Here is a 19,446-nt window from a genome sequence, read left to right as displayed (position 1 = left end):
CGTACATCGGGCCGTCAGCGCCATGCGGCGTTCTGCAGCACGATTCTGTAGCCGTCGGCATCCTCGAATGTCTGGCCCGATATCTCCCAGTACGGATTGAACGACATCACAGGCATGAAGCCGTGCGCGGTCGCGCGCTCGCAGGCAGCTTCCCATGCCGGACGATCGGGCAGGTAGAAGACGATCAGGTCTTCGGGCGTCGGAGACGGCGCGATCGGATGGTCCGGGCAGTGCGTGAATTCGAAGTGGTAGTCGAGTCCTTCGCGTCCGAGCATCACGCCGGAAAAGCCGTCGTGATCTTCGAAGCGCGCGAGCACCGACAATTCGAGGGCGTCGCGATACATGCGCTCGGTTCTGGCGAGGTTGCCAACCGGGCGAGCAATGCGCAGATGGGCGTGCAAGTTGGACTCGGGGGGAGCGTGGCAGTCCCGCCGATGATAATCCGGCCAATTCGGATTGTGGCGCGCAGGAATGCTCTGGCAGAGGGCGTCGGGCGGTATGGCCCCACAATTCACGCAGGCAAGAAAAAGCCCGCTGCTTGAGCGGGCTGAATCCATGTTTGGAGACATGGAGGAGACAGACACAAATTTAAGGGAAAACCCGAGGGTTGGCAAGCCCCCGTTGTATCGATGCAACTTGCTGCCGTTCCGGTCGCCTCGCGTCGGTACCGCACTCACATGCCGCCGGCCCGCGCGTGCGCCGCAAACGCACCGAACCGCTCCTGCGCGACAGGCAGCGCGTATTTGTCGCGCATCTCCGTCTCGATCCACGCACAGGCCTCGCGCGCGCAGTCGGTCAGCGCGTGCCGCGTCGCGTGTCCGTCGATGTCGTAGACGAAGCGCACGCCAACCTCGTCGTCGGCAACTTTCCGCTCGAGCTGATTGAGTTGCAGTTGCGGCCCGTGCTGTTGCGACAGCGCGCGCAGCTCGTCGAAGTGATATTCGAGCCAGTCCGCGAAGAACAGCGCGTCGCTGTGGCACGGCAGGCGGAAAGCCGCGCTGCGCGACGGGCGCGGCCCGGCTTCGCCGGCCGCCGCGCGCGGTTCGTTATTCGCGGCGAGGGGCGCGTCGACGGGCGCGAGCGGATGCTGAATTCGCCGGTACGGCGCATGGTCGCGCAGCGCATGCCACAGCAATTCGTCGCCGACGGCGCCGGACGGCTGCATCGTCAGGTCGTGGCGGCCGTCGCCGGCAGGGGCGATGTCGCGGATCACGAGGCGCAGCGAGCACAGCGGCTCGTCCGCGACCAGCAGCGTCGCCGCGCGCGGCAGCCCGCAGACGAGCGGCGCGGCGCCGGCGGCACGAAACACGAGCCCGCGGCGGTCGAGCCGAACGAGCGGCAGCGGCCTGGGAAACGACGGATAGGCGACCGCGATGCGGGCGCCGTTGGCGCTCGTCAACCCGGGCATCATCGCGCGAAAGACCTGAGACTGGTCCACGTTGGTTCTCCTTCGTTACGATGCCGCCCGGACGGAAACGCGCGTTCCGGCTCAGGCGGCGATGGCTTGCCGGGCTGCCTGCCCCGGCTTGATTCCTAATGCCGCAAACGTTTGCGGATCAATATCGATCCAGCATGCGACCACCAGACGTCCGTCCACCTGCTTCGGCGGGCCTGCGCGGTGCGCGTGTATGCCGATCCGGCGGAACAGCCGCTCCATGCTCGCGAACGTCACGCCGATCAGCTGCCGCGCGCCGAGCTGCGCCGCGCATTCGACCACGGCCGCGAGCATCGGCCGCACGGCCCACTCGGCATTGCCCGACCCGCCTTCGTCGTCGGTCGCCGCGAACCTGGACAGCTCCCAGACGGCCGCCGATTGCGGCAGCGGCATGTCTACGGCGATCAGGTCGGCGAACAGCGACTGCAGCAGATACGGGCGCGTCGTGGGCAGCAGGCGCGCACATCCGCACACGTCGCCGCCGGCATTTCGCGCGAACACGTACACGGTATCGTCGCGATCGAACTGGTCGCGCTCGAAGCTTTCGTTCGCCGACGGGAGCTCCCAACCGAGTTGTTCGACGAACACGCGGCGCCGGTAGCGCCCGAGATCCGCTGCAAGTTCGTGTGGTAACCGCCCTTCTTCGTGAACGAAGGTCCGCATGGTGTCCTCGGATTTGTGCTTTTGTATGCATGCATTACATCGCGCGGCACGAGGGGGCGGTAACTGGTAACTCTTACAGGTTGGGCGGCGCAAAAGCGCCATTTAGGACGTGGTAACGGTTTCTTGATCGACGGGATTGAAAAACCGGGCGCTTTTGCTTATAAAGAGCGCCAGCATCTTGGAAATTGTCAGAGGAATGCGCAGCCGGTTGTCACTGGAGCGTCGGACCGGCATGATAGGCGTCGTTGCAACCGAGCAGGGCAGACGCGACCGCGGCGTGCCAGTCGATGCAGGCGAGCCGCGCGACGAGCGCGGCGGCCGTGCGGAACATGCCGATGTCGGCACCCGTGGCGTCGACGGCCATTACGTTGCTGCGGACGTCGCCGCCGGCGATGACGAACGTGCCCGTTGCGCGTTCGAGGTACCAGTCCCAGCCGACCGTCACGTAAGGGACGCCGGCACGGGCCGTGCGCTGCCATTCGGTATAGCCGGCGAGGCGTGCGTCGATCGCGTTGTCGCGCAGTTCCGCGAGCAGTGATGCGTCGAGGCCGCTTGTGACATGATCGAGTGCAAGCGCGGCCAGTGCGCCTTTTGACAGGCGCACGTAGCCGTCCGGGGACGGGCCGGGAACCGGGTGCAGCAAAGGTAAAGTCATGCGCGGAATGTATCAGCCTCGAACCGGAGCTGGCACCTGACAAGTATGACAGCGTGACGTTGTCGGAGAACGAATGGAACTGCGCTGGCAGGATGCCTATCAACAATTCAGCGCCGCGGAAGACGAGCAGCAGCTCTTCCAGCGGATCGCCACCTATTCCAGGCGGCTGGGATTCGAATATTGCTGTTACGGCATTCGCGTGCCGCTGCCGGTGTCGAAACCGTCGGTCGCGATCTTCGATACCTATCCGGACGGCTGGATGGCGCACTACCAGGCGCGGAACTACATCGAGATCGATTCGACGGTGCGCGACGGCGCGCACAGCACCAACATGATCGTCTGGCCGGATGTCGACCGGATCGATCCGAACCCGCTGTGGCAGGACGCGCGCGAATTCGGGCTGTCGGTGGGTGTCGCGCAGTCGAGCTGGGCGGCCCGCGGTGCGTTCGGGCTGCTGAGCATCGCGCGCCACGCCGACCGGCTGACGCCGGCCGAGATCAACATGCTGACGCTGCAGACGAACTGGCTCGCGAACCTGTCGCATTCGCTGATGAGCCGCTTCATGGTGCCGAAGCTGTCGCCCGCGGCGGGCGTCACGCTGACCGCGCGCGAGCGCGAGGTGCTGTGCTGGACCGCCGAAGGCAAGACAGCATGCGAAATCGGCCAGATCCTCAGCATCTCGGAGCGGACGGTCAACTTCCACGTCAACAACATCCTCGAGAAGCTCGGCGCGACGAACAAGGTCCAGGCGGTCGTCAAGGCGATCTCGGCCGGGCTCATCGAGGCACCCTGACGCAAGCGAGGGCGGCGGCGCCGAATCCGGCGGCCGCCATGCCGCTCACTCCATCAACGGCTCCGCTTCCTTCGCGGTCCAGCTCACGCTGGAAATGCTCTTCTCCATGCTCATCCGGCTCGCGATCTGCTCGAGCTTCTGCTGATCCTTCGGATGCAGCTTCAGCGTCGCGGTCACTTTCAGCCGGTCAGGCTGGTCGGGCACGTCCTCGCTCGTCAGGCTCTGGAACGACAGCGGCTTCGCGTACATCGCGTTCGACAGCAGCGTGCGGATGTGCACCTCGTCGGCGGCCAGGCAGATCACGGTGATCTGGTATTCGCGCACGAGATCGGCATTCGACACGGGCGTTGCGTTGATCGCCTGGCTGACGCCGCGCAGCAGGGTATTGGTGAGCAGCACGACGCCGGTGCCGGCGAGCGCGGGCACGTAATGGCCGGAGCCGGCCAGCACCCCGACGGCGGCCGAACACCACAGCGTCGCGGCCGTGTTGATGCCCTGGATCGAGCCCTTGTCGCGCATGATCACGCCGCCGCCGAGAAAGCCGACGCCCGACACGACGTACGCGGCGATCTGCGTGACGCCCGCGACGCCGTTGCCGGTCAGCACGCCGAGCGTGACGAACAGGCACGCGCCGCTCGCGACGAGCGTGATCGTGCGCAGGCCGGCCGTGCGCTGGCGCATCTGGCGCTCGAGGCCGATGGCGACGCCGCAGGCGAACGCGGTGAAAAGACGGAGTGCGAAATCGAAAGTCATGGTTGTCCTGCCGTGCAAGGCGCGCATAGCGGCTCGCATCGCCGTGGCGCAATGCCGAAGGCGACGCGAAGATAGCCGTCATCGCGCGGTACTGTACCGCGCGTATGCGTCATTCAGTGTGAAACGGTAGGCGTGCGGGCTCGCGGAACGCGAGCCGGGGCAGGAGAACTGCGTCGGACAGGCGTTCAGGCGGCAAGCGGCGCACGCAACGGAGTGCTGCAACTGTCCACGATGGTTCCTGAAGGAAGAATGGGCGGCATTCTAGTGGGCGGCGTGCGCATGCGTCAACCGCCCGGCGGCGGTTGCGCTACTGCGCGGAGCCGATCGTCCCGGTTGCGAGCGCGAGCGCGGCAGCCGCCGACAGCGCGCCGGCGTAGCTGTCGACCTCCGCATTCCGCGCTGCGAGCAGCTGGCTTTGCGCGATCGTCGTATCGGTGACCGAGCCGACGCCGTTCCGGTACGCGGTCAGCGCCGCATCGTAGCTCGTCTGCGCGGCATCGACGAGCGCGGTCGCGGCGTCGTGCGACGCGAGGCTCGTCTGCACCGCGTTCTGCGCGGCGACGACCTGGCGGACGGCTTCCTCCTTGGTCCGCGTGAGGCGCGCGGATGCGCTTTGCGCGTCGTTGCGCGCCTGCATCAGCACGGCCGAACGCAGGCCGCCGTCGTACAGCGGGATCGTCACGCCGAGGAACACGCCGCCGCCGTAGCGGCTGCCGTTCAGGTTGACGGTCGGCGCCTGGTCGCCGATCGCAGGCAGTGCGGTGATGGCCGTGCCGCCGCTCGCATACGACGTCGAAGCGGACAGGAATATCTTCGGCATGAACGCGGCTTCGGCGGCCTTGATCTTCGCGCGATTGGCTTTTTCGAGCGCAAACGCGCCCTGCAGGTCGGGGCGGCGCGCGATCGCGTCCGACACGATCGCGTCGACCGACGAACCGAGCGCGGGCGGCAGCGGCCGCTTCGGCAGCGCGGCGATCGTCGGTTTCGACAGCGGCGAGATGCCGAGCGCGGACACGAGGGCGAGGTAGCTGTCGCTCTCCGTGCCGCTCGCCTGTACGAGCGCGAGGTTCGCCTGCGCACGGTTCTGCGTCGCCTGCGCGAGCTCGACGACCGTGCCGACGCCATGCTTGAGCCGCGCGCGGGACGCCGCGAGGATCGCGTCCGCGTTCGCGAGGCCCTGCTGCGCGCTGAGTGCGCGCGAGCGCGCGGCTTCGTACCGGTAGTACGCGACGGTCACGTCGTGGATCACTTGCTGGTGCACGGCCGTGAATGCGACGTTCGACGCGATCGACGCCTGTTCGGCCGCTTCGACGCGCGCCGCGCGCCCGCCGAAATCGAACAGCAGCCATTGCAGCGACAGCGCCGAGATCGTGCCGTGCGCGGTCGTGTCGCTCGACGAGTCGCCGAGTATCGTCGACGTCGAGCCGTGGCTCGCCTGGTACGCGCCCATGGCCGTTGCCGACAGCTTCGGCAGGTAGGCGGATTTCGCGATGCCGACCGCGAGCGCCGCATTGCGCGCGTCGTTCCATGCGATGCGCGTCAGCGGGTTCGCCGATTCGGCGAGGTCGATCAGTTCGGGCAGCGTGTACGCATGCGCGGCATCGAGCGCGGCAGGCGGCGCTACCGACGCGAGCGCGGGCGTGGCCGGCAGCGTGTAGTCGTGCGCGCCTTGCGCGGTCGCGCGCGGCGGTGCGGGCACGATGTCGCCCGCGGCCGAGGTCTGCGGCTGCCACGGGCGGTCGGACGCCTCCGGCGCCAGATCGATCGACGACGTCGCGCAGCCGGCCAGCGCGACGGCGGTCGCGAGGGCGGCGGCGGCGATCGACGCGGCCGGCGGTTCAGGTAGGCGCATGGGGAACAGGCTCCTTCGGTGTGTCTTGACGGGCGGCGTCGGCGATGTGCGCGAGCCGCGTGTCGATCAGGTTCAGCAGCGCGTCGCGTGCGGGGTCGGTGGGGGCGGCATTCGGCGGTGGGGCCGGTGGCGCGGGGGAATCCGCGCGAGGCGCGGCTTCGTCGTCGTGCAGGTCGACCACGCGTGCGAGCCGCGCGCCGATCGCGGCGTCGCCCGGTGCGCGCTCGGCGAGCAGGAACAGCGGGCCTTCGAGCGCGCCGAGTTCCGCGAGTGCGCGCCGCCGTGCGGCGAGCCACGTGGCGCCCGGCCGCACCCACGACGGTTCGTAATGGATCAGGCCGAGCTCCTGCGCGATCGCGCCGTGGCGTGCGAACGCTTCGGCGGCCAGCGCGCGCCGTTCGGCCGGCTGTGCGATCTGCGCGACGCGCCGCCACTGGTCGAGCAGCGCCGCGAGCGCCGTGTCGATCTGCTTGCCGATGCTGACGGGCCAGATGCGCGTAAACACGAGATACACGACCACGTTGCCGAGCAGGATGCCGATCGTGCGATCGCGCGCGAGCGTCAGGTCGAAGCCGGGGCCCGCGCCCTGGATCACGCACAGGAAGAACGCGAATGCGACCTGGAAGCCCGCGTAGGCGATGCGCGGCGACCCGAACGCGATCCACGCGGCGAGCCATGCGCCGGCGAACACGAGCGCCATCAGCTCGCCGATCGACGACAGCGACGGCACGACGAACACGAGCGCGGCCGTACCGAGCAGCGCGCCGACGATGCAGCCGGCGATGCGCAGCGTGAGCTTCTCGACCGTTTCGGCCGTCGAGCCGAGCGACACCATGTAGCAGGTGATGAAGCAGGTATGGATGCCCGACCAGTCGAGCTGCGAGTACAGCAGGTAGCAGAACATCGCCGCTGCCGTCGTTTTCAGCGCATAGCGGACGTGGTCGGGATTGGTGCGCGCGTCGGGCAGGAAGAAGCCGCCGCCGGGGGCAGGCGGTGCGGCGGGTTCGGCAGGCGTGTCGGCGGCGTGCGCGTGGGCTGTGTCGGTCGAAGCATCGGCCTCGGCCGGTTCCGCGAAGAGTGTGATCGCCGTGTGCAGATCCGTCGCGACGACGCGCGCGAGCGGCGGCAGCGCATCGGCTGCCGGCAGCGTGAGCGTCACGTCGACCGGATAGCCGCCGCGTTCGAGGATGGCGGCCATCTCGTCGAGCGTCGTCGCGATCGGCTCGACAAACGCGTCGGGCAGCCGCGCGTCGGGTTCGCGGTCGGCGAGCGCGACCGCGACGAGCAGCGCGGTGCTCGATGCGATGGCCTGCCGCAGCGCGACGACGTCGGCGGCTGCCGACGAGCCTTCGAGCTTCGACAGCTTGAGCCACGTGAGCAACTGCTTGTCGCCTTCGCGCAGGCTCGCGTCGAACGCGGCGCGAGAGTCGCCGCTGTCATCGCCGTGCAGCCGCCGCGCGGCGAGCCGCAGCCGTTTCGCGAGCTGCGCGTGCACGAGCTTGCGCGGCGACGGCGCGATCAGCAGGTTGACGACGATCGCGACACCGACCGGGATTGCGACCATCAGCCATGCATAGAGCAGCGCGCGCGTCGCGGCTTCGCCGAACGGCGCCAGGCCGAGCTGGTCGAGCCCGAAGCCGATGATCATCGCGAGGATCGCGCCGACCGGGCGCAGCTTGCTGGCGGATGTCAGGTAGAGCAAGCCGATCGACATCACCGTCATGCAGGCGACCCGAAGGATCGAATAATCGATGCTGAAGATCGCGACGCCCATCACGAGCGCGATCACGACCGTGACGAGCAGCAGCATCGCGACCGCGAGCACGACGCTCGTCACGCGGTCGGCACGGTTCAGGAAGAACACGACATACGCGGAGATCGCGGCTTCCGGCGTGCCGTAGCCGCTCGTCACGAGCACGACCAGCGCGCAGATCAGCGCGACGCGCACGGCGATCGCCGCGCGCCCCGGAAACGGTGCCAGCAGCCGCAGGACTTCGCGCGGGCCCGGCGAGCGGACGTCAGCGGCAGGCAGTGCCATGCCGGACCTCGACGATCGCGCTGGCGCCGACGCGCACGAGCTTGCCGTCGGGTTCGTCGAGCTTCACGCGCACGGGGAAGCGCTGCGCGACGTGTACCCAGTTCACCGAGTTCTGCACGATCGGCAGCGAGCGCGGCAGGTTGATGCGGGCACTGTCCGCGATGCCCGCGCCGATGCCGACGACCTTGCCCGTCATCGGGCGGCTGCGGTCGATCATCGAATAGACGGTCGCGCAGTCGCCGACCTCGATGCGGTTCAGCGACGTTTCGCGGAAATTGCCGACGGCGAACCATTCGCTCGCATCGATCAGCGTGAAGATCGACTGGTTCGGCGCGAGGGTCTCGCCAGCGAGCACGGTCAGGCCCGTCACGAGCCCGTTGTGCGGCGCGCGTACGACGGTATCGTCGAGCGCGTGCTGCGCGCGGGCCAGCGCGGCCTCGCGCGCATGCAGCGTCGCGATCGCGTCGGCTTCGTCGCCGATCGTCTGCGCGGACGCGCGCTGCTGTTCCTGCGCCTGCGCGAGCGACACGGCCGCGTCGCGCTGGCGGACCTTCGCCTGGTCGAACTGCTGCGCGCTGACGTAGCCCTGCGCGGCGAGCGGCGCGAGCCGGTTCACGTCGCGCGTCGCGAGGTCGGCGTTCTGCGTCGCGCGCTTGACCTGCTCGGCGGCGACCGCCGCGTTCGAGCGTTCGCCGATCAGCGAACGGCGGCGCGTGTCGAGCGATGCGCGCGCGAGCTCGAGATCGGCCTGCGCTTGCGCAACCGTCAGCCGGTACGGTACGGGATCGATTTCGTACAGCAGGTCGCCTTTCGCGACGCGCTGGTTTTCATGCACAGCGAGCCGCACGATGCGCCCGCCGACAGGCGATGCGACATGCACGACGTCCGCGTCGATCGATGCGTCGTCGGTGGACGGGTAGGCCGTCGTGCGGTGGTATGCATACGCGAGCGCCGCGATGCCGAGCGCGACGATCGCGAGCGCGATCACGCGGCCTTTGAAGGAGGGGCGGGCGGTTCCGGCGGCCTTCATGCGAACGGCCCCGTGCCGGTGAGCCAGACGATCACGGCGATCACGAGCCCGATCGCGGTGCAGACGGCAAGCTGGTAAGGGACCGTGGCGGCCCAGCCGGTCGCGACGAACACGCGGTGCGCAACGATCGCGCCGACGATGCCGACGATCGCGCTGACGAGCCAGAGCGGGAAATACGCGCCGAACAGCACGTACGACGGTGCGCCGCGCGATGCGCAGCCCGCGAGCGGCAGGGCTGGCGCCAGGACGGCGGCGACGCGCAGGGGCGCGCGCGGCGTTGTTTTTCTCATGGGGTGACGAGCTCGACGATGGGGGTGGATGCCGGGCACGGCGCAATGCGGTTCGTCGCCGCGACGACGATTCCGAGATACGGGGCCGATAATAAAGCAGCGCGATGCGGATCGCCAGCCGTCCGTCTTGAGGGGGGCGGTACAGGCCATGGCCGGTCGCGGTCGCGCTGGCGGTGGTGCCGGCCCGTCCGGCATCGCGTTTCGGCGGCGGGGCGGCCGGATCGCCGTGATTCTGCCAGCGCAAGCTCGTGTAGGGTTGCTAACGGACTGTAAAGGATCGTAAGACGAAAGAGGGCTGGCGAAATTTGCCGCGCCGATGCGGCGGAATCGGCGTGGAAACGGCCGATTACCGCGCGAAGCCGCGCGAGTCACCACCGGCGGCCGCGACCGGTCGTCGCGGCCGGGATCTGTGTACCATCGTACGTATGGCGCGAAGCGCGGCCCGGGGCGTCACGGCCCCGTACGACGCGCGTCGCGGAAGCCGTATTGCAACGAAGGTGAGCGCTCCATGCGAAGTTTCTTTGTCCGGTTCATTGCAATCGGCGTGCTGTTCCATCTGTATGTCGGGATGCGGATCATTCCCGACGCGTTCGCGTCGCCGGTCGCGCGCACGATCGCGGCGCTCGTGCTGGCGAGCTTCGTCGTGCTGATCCCGGTCGGCATGTTCTCGCGCCGCTTCGACGAAGGCTGGGCCGCGACGCTGGCAGGCTGGACCGGCTCGCTCCTGATGGGATTCTTTTCGTCGCTGCTGGTGCTGACGTTCTTGCGCGAGTTCGTGCTGCTCGGCGTGTTCGCGTGGCGGCAGCTCGGGTACGACGGCGCGTGGAGCGGCGCCGCGGCCGACACGGCGCTCGGCGTGCTGGCGGCCGCGGTGCTCGTCACCGCGATCGGGTTCGTCGGCGCGCGCCGCACGGCGGCGGTCAAGCGCGTGTCGATTCCGGTCGCCGGGCTGCCGGCCGCGCTCGACGGGCTGACGATCGTGCAACTGTCCGACATTCACGTCGGGCCGACGATCAAGCGGCCCTATATCGAACGGATCGTGCGTGCGGTCAATGCGCTCGATGCCGACCTCGTCGTCGTGACGGGCGACGTGGTCGACGGTTCGGTCAAGCGCCTGCGCGAACACACCGCGCCGCTCGGCCGCATGCAGTCGCGGCACGGCAGCTTTCTCGTGACGGGCAACCACGAGTATTACGCGGGCGCGCACGCGTGGATCGACGAATTCCGGCGCATCGGGCTGACGGTGCTGCTGAACGAGCACGTGCTGATCGAGCACGACGGCGCGCGCGCGGTGCTCGCGGGCGTGACCGACTTCACGGCGGGCGGGTTCGATCCCGCGCATCGGAGCGACCCCGAGCAGGCGCTGGCCGGCGCGCCGCACGACGTCGGCACCAAGATCCTGCTCGCGCACCAGCCGCGCAGCGCGGAAGCGGCGAACCGCGCGGGTTTTACCGTGCAACTGTCGGGGCACACGCACGGCGGCCAGTTCCTGCCGTGGCCGCCGTTCGTGCGGATGCAGCAGCCGGTGATCGGCGGGCTGAGCCGCTTCGGCGATCTGTGGCTCTATACGAGCCGCGGCACCGGATACTGGGGGCCGCCGAACCGCTTCGGCGTGCCGTCCGAGATCACGCTGATCCGGTTGACGAGCGGCGGCTAGCGAGCCCCGTCATTCGATGCGGGCGATATCGTCGAAGTCGAAGCGCGGGCTGCGCGGGAACAGGCCGGCCGGATCGCCGTAGCCGAGATTCACGAGGAAGTTGCTCTTGATCGCGGTGCCCGCGAAGAATTCGGCATCGACCTTCGCGTTGTCGAAGCCCGACATCGGGCCCGCATCGAGGCCGAGCGCGCGTGCGGCGAGGATCAGGTACGCGCCTTGCAGCGACGAATTGCGGAACGCGGTGGCCTCGATCAGCGCATCGTTGCCGGCGAACCAGCTGCGTGCGTCGGCGCGAGGGAACAGGCGCGGCAGGTGATCGAGGAACGCGAAATCCATCGCGACGATCACGGTGACGGGTGCGGCCATCGTCTTCGCGAGATTGCCTTTGGACAACGCGGGCTTCAGGCGCGCCTTCGCTTCGGGCGACTTGACGAACACGAAGCGCGCGGGGCTCGAGTTCGCCGACGTCGGGCCGAATTTCGTCAGGTCGATCAGCCGGTGCAGCAGCGCGTCGTCGACGGGTTTGTCCTGCCACGCGTTGTGCGTGCGCGCGGTGAGGAACAGTTGATCGAGGGCGGAATCGGAGAGCGTCGTCATGATGGGATCCGGAAAGAAAGCGGCCGGGTCGCGCCGGCAGGCATGGCGGAAGCAAGCGGCGCCTTGCGGCAGGGCGCCGCGACACGCCGCGATGATAGTGTGATGCGCGAACGCACAGTGCGGTGCGCGGCGGTTTCCTTGCATCGGCGAATGACAGCGCATGGCGGCGCGCGGCGCCGTTGGCTAGTATGCAGACATGCGCTGTTCGTCCCGTTCATCGCCCGTTTCCTGCCGACATGTCGACGTCCGATCTCTTCGCTGATACGCCCGCGCCAGACGTGGACTGGTACCCGGACTGGCTCGCGCAACCCGACGCCGACCGCGCGCTGGCCGCGCTGATCGGCGAGGTCGCGTGGCGGCAGGACACGATCCGCACGCCGCGCGGACGCATTCCGTTGCCGAGGCTCACCGCGTGGCAGGGCGAACCCGACGCCGTCTACGTGTATTCGGGGATCCGCAACGTGCCGGCGCCGTGGACGCCGGCCGTGCTTGACCTGAAGCACGCGGTCGAGGCGACGTGCGGCGCGCGATTCAACAGCGTGCTGCTCAATCGCTACCGCAACGGGCAGGACAGCCTGGGCTGGCACGCGGACAACGAGCCCGAACTCGGCGATGCGCCGGTGATCGCGTCGGTGAGCCTCGGTGCGATGCGTGTGTTCGATCTTCGTCATCGCGCGACCGGCGTCACGCATGCATATCGCCTCGTGCATGGCAGCCTGCTGGTGATGCGCGGGCGCACGCAGGCCGAATGGCAGCATCGCGTGCCGAAGGCGCCGAGCGTGCAGGGCGAGCGCGTCAACCTGACATTCCGGCGCGTGATGCCCGCCGGTACGGGCCGGTAGCGGCAGGCTGTCACAGCGGTGCCCGGGTGGCCGGGCTATTCGCGCCCCGTTTTTTGCGACCCACGAACGGCCGATGCAAGCAATCGGCTGCTCATGCGGCACGTTGCCGCATGAGCGTCGTGTTATGCGGCCTGAAGCGGCTCCGAGGCCCGTCCCATATGGGTTTCAGACATATTCGATCGACCGCCCGGTTCCGATAGATGAGTGAAACCTCTGATGGTGCGTCGCAACAATCATTGACTAGACTGTCGAATGGCTGAAACGCGCGCATCCCGGCGCGATCTTTTCGACATGCCCCCATGCGTTGCCGATGCAACGTGCAACGGGGCAGGAGCATAACGCGTGACCGTACTCGACCCTTCCTTCGAACCCTCGCTGCACGTCTTCGAACAAGACGGCGGATGGCAATGGGCGCTGACGGTGAAGCGGGCGACCGGCGTGGGTGTGAAAGTCGTCGCATTCAGCCGGGAAGGCTTTCGCGGCGAAGCCGAGGCGTACGCCGCCGGCCAGCTTGCCCGCGCCGAGTATGACGCCGCCGTGACGGCCTGACGCCGTCGCGTCGATCCCGCCCGAGGATCGCCTTCACCGCCCGCCGCCTGCCGTTTTTTTCCTGATCGGTTCCCGTCTTCCTTCCACCGCGATACATACATCGCGCGATACCGCATGCGGTGCGCCGGTGCGCCGCCGCCCGCGATCGTCGTGCGCGCGTGGATCGGCGCGAACGGTGCCGTCACGCGCGTCGAATTCGCGTCGCTGGGCGATCCCGGCGCGGACGCGACGCTGCGGCAACTGCTCACGGCCGGCGGCCCGCTGGCCGAGCCGCCGCCGCCCGACATGCTGCAGCCGTTGCGCGTGCGCCTGCGGCTCGCGCCGAATCCCGACGTGGCCGCCGCTGCACCGGCGTCGGCGGCGCGTGCGCCGTGACGCCCGGGCCGGCCGCCGTCGGCGGATATCGTAATAAGATATGAGGTTATTGCGTTGGCGGGACGACGATGCCTTTCTTCCTCAAAAGGACCTACCCATGCAACTGACCCAGTTAGGCGGCCATGTCGCCCAATCCGGTTTCGCCGAAAAGCAGAAACATGCGCAAGCGCTGATGTACGGCATGGCCGACATCAACGAGTATGTGTCCGGCGGCGTCTGCTACGACGCCGCGGCCTATGTCCGGTACCTGCTGCGCGGCGACGCGATGATCGCGCCCGATACGCTGCTCGACACGATCGGTCAGCACTGGAGGACGCGGTTCAACTTCGAGACCGGCGATCAGTGGGACGGGCGCGCCGGCATTCCGGCGGGAACCGCGGTCGGTTTCTCCCGCGGCGGCAATGTCTTTCATGCCGCGATCGCGGTCGGCGGCAGCCGGATCCGGGCCGTGAACGGCGGCCGTCTGGGCAGCGGCTGGATGTATGCGGTCGACCTTGCACGGGTGCTCGAGCAGGATGCGGCCGGCGGCTTTACGTTCGATCGCGCGAACCTCCGGGTCCACCTGTCGCGCCTGTAGGCGACGCGGCGTCGGATGCCGCGCCGTTTGTCGTCTTTCAGCCGCCCGAAGCGGGCAACGGCCGGGCGGCGGTCTTCCCGCCGTTCGGCGATTTCCGCATGGCGTCGCGCTGTCCATCGCTGCTATCCTCTCGACCGTGAATGACTCTGCATGGGGTCGCGGATGCGCATGCTGCGTCGCGGCGCAGCGCGCGGGTGCGAACCTGCGCGCGCGCTGGAGTAGCATGACTGAATATCCACGACGATCCATGGCCTGTTTCGTGACCGATTTCCTTCCGTCCATGTCCACATGGTCAAGACAACGATGAGCGACGCCCCCGATCCTGCCGCTGCCGGCGACGACGAATCGTCCGGCGGCGCTTCGTCCTATCTGGTGCCGGGGCTCGAGCGCGGGCTGCGGATTCTCGCCGAATTCTCGGCGCGCGAACCCGTGCTCGGCGCGCCCGAGCTGTCGAAGCGCATCGGCATTCCGCGCACGACCACGTTCCGCCTGCTGCAGACGCTCGAGGCGCTCGGGTTTCTCGAACGCGTGAACGGGGACCGCCATTTCCGGCTCGGCGTCGGCGTGCTGCGACTCGGCTTCGAATACCTGAACTCGCTCGAGCTGACCGATCTCGGCGCGCCGGTGCTCGAACGGCTGCGCGATTCCACCGGCTTCTCGACGCACCTGCTGATCCGCGACCAGCGCGACGTCGTGTTCGTCGCGAAGGCGCAGAGCAATGCGTCGATGTTCGGTTCGGTGAAGGTGCACGTCGGTACGCGCCTGCCCGCGCATGCGACCGTGCACGGCCACGTGCTGATGGGCGACCTGACGCGCGACGCGCTGCGCCAGCTCTATCCGGAAAAGCGGCTCGAGCAGTTCACCGAGCGCACGCCGGGCACCGTCGACGAACTGTACGAACGCGTGCGGCAGTACGCGCGGCTCGGCTATGCGGTCAGCGAGGCGGCGTTCGAAAGCGGCATCTCGGCCGTGACCGCGCCCGTGCGCGATCATTCGGGTTCGATCGTCGCGGCGATCACCGCGACGGTGCCGCGTTCGGAGATCGGCGAGGCCGGCGAGAAGGAGCGGCTCGTCGAAGCCGTATGCGGTGCGGCGGTCGACCTGTCGCAGCGCCTGAACTATCGTCCGCTCGAAAGCGACCCGACGTTTGCGCACGCGCGCCACAAGGTCGCGATGTTCTGACTCGCGACGCGCCCGGCATCGCAAAAAGCAAGAGCGGCCCGCGGGCCGCTCTTGTCGTTTCAGGCGCCGAACGCGCGAAACCGCTCAGAACGAGTGGTGGATCCCGGTGAGCACGATCACCTGGTTCGCGGTGCTCGACACGCCGGCCGTGAAGAACGCGGCCTTCGCGCCGCCCGACCCGTGCTCGTACAACACGTTCGCATAGAGCTGCGTGCGCTTCGACAGCGCGTAGATGTCGCCGAGCTCGACCTGCGTCCAGCGGCGGCCGGCCAGCGTCGTGGTCGCCGCGCCGCCCGCGATCGTGTTGAACGCGCTGCTGCGGTAGTTCACGCCCGCGTCATAGCTCTGGAACGTATCCGAAAAACCGTTCGACTGCATCTTCGTGCGCGTGTAGAGGCCGTGCACGAGGAAGTCGCCGAACTGGTACGACGCGCCCGCGCCGATGTTCTCGACCTTGTTCGCTATGTAGCCGTTCGCGGTGTTCTGCCCCTGGAATGACGCGATACCCGTCTGGCCGATCAGGATCGAGCGGTCGTGTTCGTTCGAGTAGACGGCCGACGCCTTGAACGGCCCGTTCGCATAGTTCAGCGCGACGCCGACCGACTTGCCGGTCGAGAAGTTCGTCGTGTTGCCGAGCGCCAGCGTCGCCGCGGCCGAGAAGCCCGCGTAGGTCGGCGAGCGGTATTTCACCGAGTTGTTGTACGGCACGTTGCCGGTCGCGGCGAGCCCGTCGATGTTGCCGGGGTGGAACGCGTACCAGCTCAGCGCCAGGTAGGCCGTGCTGAGCGGATCGAGATAGTCGAACGACAGCGGCGTCTGGCGGCCGAGCGTCAGCGTGCCGTAGCGGTCCGAACTCAGGCCGACGAACGCCGCGCGGTTCCAGATCGTGTTCGCGGTCGCGAACTGGCCGTTGTTCGTATAGAAGCCGTTTTCGAGCTGGAAGATCGCCGACAGGCCGTCGCCGAGGTCTTCCTTGCCTTTCAGGCCCCACCGATCGGGCTGCGTGTTGCCCTGGATCATCGCCCACTTCGCATGGCCGCCGACGTTGTTCACGTACGCGACGCCCGCATCCAGGCTGCCGTACAGCACCACGCTGCTCTGCGCCCACGCGCCGGACGCGGCGCCCATCCCGATGACTGCTGCTGCTACCGCATGCTTGACCATTTGATCTCCTGACTCTCCAACCTGATGAAAACGTGCCGTGGCGGCATGCGCGGGGACGGCCGGCCGTCACGCGTGTTTCACCGCCGGGTGGGCATTTCGTATGTTCCATATAAGGAACGGCGTGCCTCTGATGGAATGGAGTATAGGGGTGTCAAGCGCGTGATCAAAAATAAATTTTTCGGGACGGATGGGATCGAAAGCGCTGCGCCGCAGCGGTGCGTGAAGCTTTCAAAAAGGGCATAACTCCCCGCCACAAAACAAAAAATCACATTTGATGGGGCAGGCGGTGGCAATGGTCGACCCGATGGTCGGTGTTTTCCCTAGGGCACACAGCTTTTTGTTTTACTCGTGGAAAGTCGCTCCTATAATCACCATCCATAAACTGACGTTCCGAATATGGAACAAACAAGGAACAAACCGAGAGTCGATCAGAAGGAAGGGTGTGAGATGTCTGAACAATGGATTTGCGCCGGACACGCCGGCGCGCTGTCGGAAGACACGCCGATCGAGTTCAAGCGGACCGACGGCGTCGAAATCGGGATCTATCGCGTCGGCGACGACGTGTATGCGCTCGAGAACGTGTGCCCGCATGCGTACGCGCTGCTGACGCAGGGGTTCGTCGACGAAGGCACGGTCGAATGCCCGCTGCACGAGGCCGTGTTCGACATCAGGACGGGCGAATGCCTGAAGGGTCCGGGCGGACGCGCGCTGAAGCAGTACGCGGTGCGCCTCGCCGGCGAGGAAATCCAGATCAAGGTGGAATGACATGAAAGAAGCGACCGTCAACTTCAATCCCTTCCTGAAGCCGTGGGTGGCGCCGCAGCCGAACAACGTCGCCGGCAAGGGGCAGATCGAGATTCCGGGTGAGGTCGAGAACCGGATCTGGCAGAACCGCAAGGCCGAGCCGACCCAGTACGAGAACGACCTCGGCGATGCGCTCGAACGCGTGTTCGAAGCCGGCGCGACCGAGCTGGACGACGTCGTCGCGGGCCTGAACCGCATCGGCTTCCGCGCACCGGACGGCACGCCGTGGACACCGGAGCGCTTCCGCGCCGAAATGGCCGCGCTCGCGGAATGACCGCGCCGAGCGCGCGATCCGCCGACCCGACGACAACCGCATCCGGAGCACACTGATGACGTCCCCCGCACAACACGCTTCCCAACACGACCCGGTCCGTGACTATCTCGACCGCGGCATCAAGAACTACTGGTATCCCGTCGCGCCGAGCTGGCAGGTGTCGAACGCACCCGTCGGCCTGACGCGCCTGTCCGAGCAGATCGTGCTTTGGCGCGATCACGACGGCAAGGTTCACGCGCTCGAGGATCGCTGCCCGCACCGCGGCGCGCGTCTGTCGCTCGGCTGGAACCTCGGCGGCAGCATCGCGTGCTGGTATCACGGCATCGAAGTCGACGGCGGCGGCACGGTCAACCGTGTGCCGGCCGTGTCGAACTGTCCGCTCGAAGGCATGAAGTGCGTGAAGTCCTATCCGGTCGAAGAGAAGGCCGGCGCGATCTTCCTGTGGTTCGGCGACGAAGCGCACGGCGAGCCGGCGCCGCTGAACCTGCCCGAGGAACTGGTCGCCGACGAGTACGGCCACTTCCTGTGCGTGTCGAACTGGAAGTGCAATTACCAGTACGCGATCGACAACGTGATGGACCCGATGCACGGCGCATACCTGCACGCGACGTCGCACTCGATGGCCGAAGGCGACAAGCAGGCCGACATGCGCGTGCGCAAGACGGAAACGGGCCTGATGTTCGAGAAGATCGGCCAGCGCGACGTGAACTTCGACTGGGTCGAACTCGGCGAAACCGGCTGCCTGTGGATGCGCCTCGCGATTCCGTACAAGCAGAAGTTCGGCCCGGGCGGCAACTTCGGGATCATCGGCTTCGCGACGCCGGTCGACGGCGACAACTGCCAGGTCTACTTCTGGCGCACGCGCAAGGTCAGCGGCTGGCAGCGCGACGTGTGGCGCTTCATGTACCGCAACCGCCTTGAAGGGCTGCACTGGGACGTGCTCGAGCAGGACCGCTACGTCCTCGAAAGCCTCGCGCCGCAGGCCCGCGATCACGAATACCTGTACCAGCACGACGTCGGCATCACGCGCGTGCGCCGGATGCTGCGCCAGCGTGCGCAGGAACACCTGTCCGCGCTCGACGCGCATCGCGCGGCGCAAGCCGCTTCGGAGCCCGCGAATGGCTGAGCTCGCACCGGTCGTGTCGCTCGCGCGGCGCCGCGTGCTCGTCACGGGCGGCGCGCGCGGCCTCGGCGCGGCGTTCGTGAAGGCGCTCGTCGCCGCGGGCGCGCAGGTCGCGTTCGGCGACGTGCTGGCCGACGAAGGCCGTGCGCTTGCCGCGCAACTGTCGGAAGCCGGCCACGTTGCGCATTTCTTCGCGCTCGACCTGGCCGACCCGGCGAGCGTCGACGCATTCGTCGCGCAGGGCGCGGCGGCGCTCGGCGGCATCGACGCGCTGATCAACAACGCGGCGATCACGAACTCGGGCGGCAAGCTGTCGACGGAGCTCGACGTCGCGACATGGGACGCCGTGATGAACGTGAACGTGCGCGGCGTGTGGCTCGTCAGCAATGCGGCGCTGCCGCACCTCGCGAAGTCGGGCCGCGGCGCGATCGTGAACCTCGCATCGGACACCGCGCTGTGGGGCGCGCCGAAGCTGCTCGCGTACGTCGCGAGCAAGGGCGCGGTGATCGCGATGACGCATGCGCAGGCGCGCGAGTTCGGCGCGCACGGCGTGACGGTCAACGCGATCGCGCCGGGGCTGACCGAAGTCGAGGCGACCGCCTACGTGCCGGCCGAGCGTCACGCGTTCTACATGCAGGGCCGCGCGCTGACGCGTGCGCAGGTGCCCGACGACGTGACGGGCCCCGTGCTGTTCCTGCTGTCGGACGGCGCGCGCTTCGTGACGGGCCAACTGCTGCCGGTGAACGGCGGCTTCGTAATGAATTGATGTTTTCACTCTGAATGAAGGAGAGGA

21 protein-coding genes and 1 pseudogene are annotated in these 19,446 nt (G+C 67.8%); 11 read left to right on the top strand and 11 right to left on the bottom strand.

Translation table 11 applies throughout. The features are described 5' to 3' along the window. Positions 1-14 precede the first annotated feature (14 nt). The 4 genes from KVT39_RS03045 to KVT39_RS03030 form a co-directional block, all read right to left on the bottom strand. Positions 15-401: a VOC family protein gene (locus KVT39_RS03045; protein ID WP_034180408.1), complete on the bottom strand. Its 387-nt coding sequence runs from the start codon at positions 399-401 to the stop codon at positions 15-17. A 272-nt stretch (positions 402-673) separates the two neighbouring features. Then, positions 674-1,438 carry a hypothetical protein gene (locus tag KVT39_RS03040; RefSeq protein WP_217587741.1) on the bottom strand — a complete coding sequence of 255 codons (765 nt, stop codon included), beginning with the start codon at positions 1,436-1,438 and terminating at the stop codon, positions 674-676. Between the two features lie 51 nt (positions 1,439-1,489). Beyond that, a complete protein-coding gene (locus tag KVT39_RS03035; RefSeq protein ID WP_217587739.1) occupies positions 1,490-2,098 on the bottom strand; it encodes an acyl-homoserine-lactone synthase in 609 nt (202 codons plus the stop codon). A 211-nt stretch (positions 2,099-2,309) separates the two neighbouring features. Continuing rightward, positions 2,310-2,753 carry a DUF4902 domain-containing protein gene (locus KVT39_RS03030; RefSeq protein ID WP_034180405.1) on the bottom strand — a complete coding sequence of 148 codons (444 nt, stop codon included), beginning with the start codon at positions 2,751-2,753 and terminating at the stop codon, positions 2,310-2,312. Between the two features lie 73 nt (positions 2,754-2,826). Between KVT39_RS03030 and KVT39_RS03025 the strand changes: the two genes are divergently transcribed. Next, on the top strand, positions 2,827-3,546 hold the full coding sequence (locus KVT39_RS03025; RefSeq protein ID WP_034180404.1) for an autoinducer binding domain-containing protein: 720 nt from the start codon (positions 2,827-2,829) through the stop codon (positions 3,544-3,546). 45 nt (positions 3,547-3,591) lie between these two features. Here KVT39_RS03025 and KVT39_RS03020 read toward each other — a convergent pair whose 3' ends face one another. The 5 genes from KVT39_RS03020 to KVT39_RS03000 all read right to left on the bottom strand — a co-directional run bounded on the left by KVT39_RS03020 (position 3,592) and on the right by KVT39_RS03000 (position 9,509). After that, positions 3,592-4,299, bottom strand: a complete 708-nt coding sequence (locus KVT39_RS03020; protein WP_034180403.1) for an MgtC/SapB family protein — start codon at positions 4,297-4,299, stop codon at positions 3,592-3,594. A gap of 307 nt (positions 4,300-4,606) precedes the next feature. Next, positions 4,607-6,151 (bottom strand): TolC family protein, encoded by a 1,545-nt coding sequence (locus tag KVT39_RS03015; protein ID WP_105392089.1) that lies wholly within the window; start codon positions 6,149-6,151, stop codon positions 4,607-4,609. Then, on the bottom strand, positions 6,138-8,189 hold the full coding sequence (locus KVT39_RS03010) for an FUSC family protein (protein ID WP_217587737.1): 2,052 nt from the start codon (positions 8,187-8,189) through the stop codon (positions 6,138-6,140). Before KVT39_RS03010 ends, KVT39_RS03015 begins: the two co-directional genes overlap by 14 nt. Next, positions 8,170-9,219, bottom strand: coding sequence for a multidrug transporter subunit MdtN (gene mdtN / locus KVT39_RS03005; protein ID WP_217587736.1), 1,050 nt, complete (start codon positions 9,217-9,219; stop codon positions 8,170-8,172). Before mdtN ends, KVT39_RS03010 begins: the two co-directional genes overlap by 20 nt. Beyond that, positions 9,216-9,509, bottom strand: a complete 294-nt coding sequence (locus KVT39_RS03000) for a hypothetical protein (protein WP_034180399.1) — start codon at positions 9,507-9,509, stop codon at positions 9,216-9,218. The genes mdtN and KVT39_RS03000 overlap by 4 nt, the downstream gene beginning before the upstream one ends. A 508-nt stretch (positions 9,510-10,017) precedes the next feature. Here KVT39_RS03000 and KVT39_RS02995 point away from each other — a divergent pair. Continuing rightward, on the top strand, positions 10,018-11,166 hold the full coding sequence (locus KVT39_RS02995; RefSeq protein ID WP_217587735.1) for a metallophosphoesterase: 1,149 nt from the start codon (positions 10,018-10,020) through the stop codon (positions 11,164-11,166). 9 nt (positions 11,167-11,175) lie between these two features. Here the strand turns inward: KVT39_RS02995 and KVT39_RS02990 are convergent, their stop codons facing one another. Beyond that, positions 11,176-11,763, bottom strand: a complete 588-nt coding sequence (locus KVT39_RS02990) for a malonic semialdehyde reductase (RefSeq protein ID WP_131949446.1) — start codon at positions 11,761-11,763, stop codon at positions 11,176-11,178. Between the two features lie 236 nt (positions 11,764-11,999). Here KVT39_RS02990 and KVT39_RS02985 point away from each other — a divergent pair, with 236 nt between their 5' ends. From KVT39_RS02985 to KVT39_RS02965, 5 genes and pseudogenes are all read left to right on the top strand, one after another. After that, a complete protein-coding gene (locus KVT39_RS02985; RefSeq protein ID WP_175747496.1) occupies positions 12,000-12,605 on the top strand; it encodes an alpha-ketoglutarate-dependent dioxygenase AlkB in 606 nt (201 codons plus the stop codon). Positions 12,606-12,947: 342 nt separating this feature from the next. Continuing rightward, the gene (locus tag KVT39_RS02980) at positions 12,948-13,154 is read left to right on the top strand and encodes a hypothetical protein (protein WP_034180396.1); all 207 of its coding nucleotides are present in this window, start codon (positions 12,948-12,950) and stop codon (positions 13,152-13,154) included. 123 nt (positions 13,155-13,277) lie between these two features. After that, a pseudogene (locus KVT39_RS02975) lies at positions 13,278-13,529 on the top strand (YbaB/EbfC family DNA-binding protein); the annotation flags it as partial. A gap of 40 nt (positions 13,530-13,569) precedes the next feature. Next, a complete protein-coding gene (gene tecA / locus KVT39_RS02970) occupies positions 13,570-14,106 on the top strand; it encodes a type 6 secretion system effector deamidase TecA (protein WP_254640307.1) in 537 nt (178 codons plus the stop codon). A 288-nt stretch (positions 14,107-14,394) separates the two neighbouring features. Then, positions 14,395-15,288, top strand: coding sequence for an IclR family transcriptional regulator (locus KVT39_RS02965; protein ID WP_034180374.1), 894 nt, complete (start codon positions 14,395-14,397; stop codon positions 15,286-15,288). An 84-nt stretch (positions 15,289-15,372) separates the two neighbouring features. On the opposite strand, the gene KVT39_RS02960 is transcribed toward KVT39_RS02965, so the two are convergent. Further along, positions 15,373-16,452, bottom strand: coding sequence for a porin (locus tag KVT39_RS02960; protein ID WP_131949447.1), 1,080 nt, complete (start codon positions 16,450-16,452; stop codon positions 15,373-15,375). 447 nt (positions 16,453-16,899) lie between these two features. On the opposite strand from KVT39_RS02960, the gene KVT39_RS02955 reads away from it, so the two are divergent. Genes KVT39_RS02955 through KVT39_RS02940 form a run of 4 tightly spaced genes read left to right on the top strand, consistent with a single transcriptional unit; the run spans position 16,900 to position 19,419 of the window. Next, positions 16,900-17,217 carry a non-heme iron oxygenase ferredoxin subunit gene (locus KVT39_RS02955; protein WP_027789384.1) on the top strand — a complete coding sequence of 106 codons (318 nt, stop codon included), beginning with the start codon at positions 16,900-16,902 and terminating at the stop codon, positions 17,215-17,217. 1 nt (position 17,218) lies between these two features. Beyond that, positions 17,219-17,530, top strand: coding sequence for a recombinase-like helix-turn-helix domain-containing protein (locus tag KVT39_RS02950; protein WP_131949524.1), 312 nt, complete (start codon positions 17,219-17,221; stop codon positions 17,528-17,530). A gap of 55 nt (positions 17,531-17,585) precedes the next feature. Beyond that, positions 17,586-18,656 carry an aromatic ring-hydroxylating dioxygenase subunit alpha gene (locus tag KVT39_RS02945; RefSeq protein WP_105392098.1) on the top strand — a complete coding sequence of 357 codons (1,071 nt, stop codon included), beginning with the start codon at positions 17,586-17,588 and terminating at the stop codon, positions 18,654-18,656. Further along, positions 18,649-19,419, top strand: coding sequence for an SDR family oxidoreductase (locus tag KVT39_RS02940; protein ID WP_217587734.1), 771 nt, complete (start codon positions 18,649-18,651; stop codon positions 19,417-19,419). Before KVT39_RS02945 ends, KVT39_RS02940 begins: the two co-directional genes overlap by 8 nt. The last annotated feature ends 27 nt before the right edge of the window (positions 19,420-19,446 follow it).

This window comes from Burkholderia sp. GbtcB21, from assembly GCF_019091065.1.
Lineage (GTDB): Bacteria > Pseudomonadota > Gammaproteobacteria > Burkholderiales > Burkholderiaceae > Burkholderia > Burkholderia pyrrocinia_C.
The sequence above is the reverse complement of the archived record's forward strand: the minus strand, read 5'-3'. Positions and strand labels throughout refer to the sequence as shown.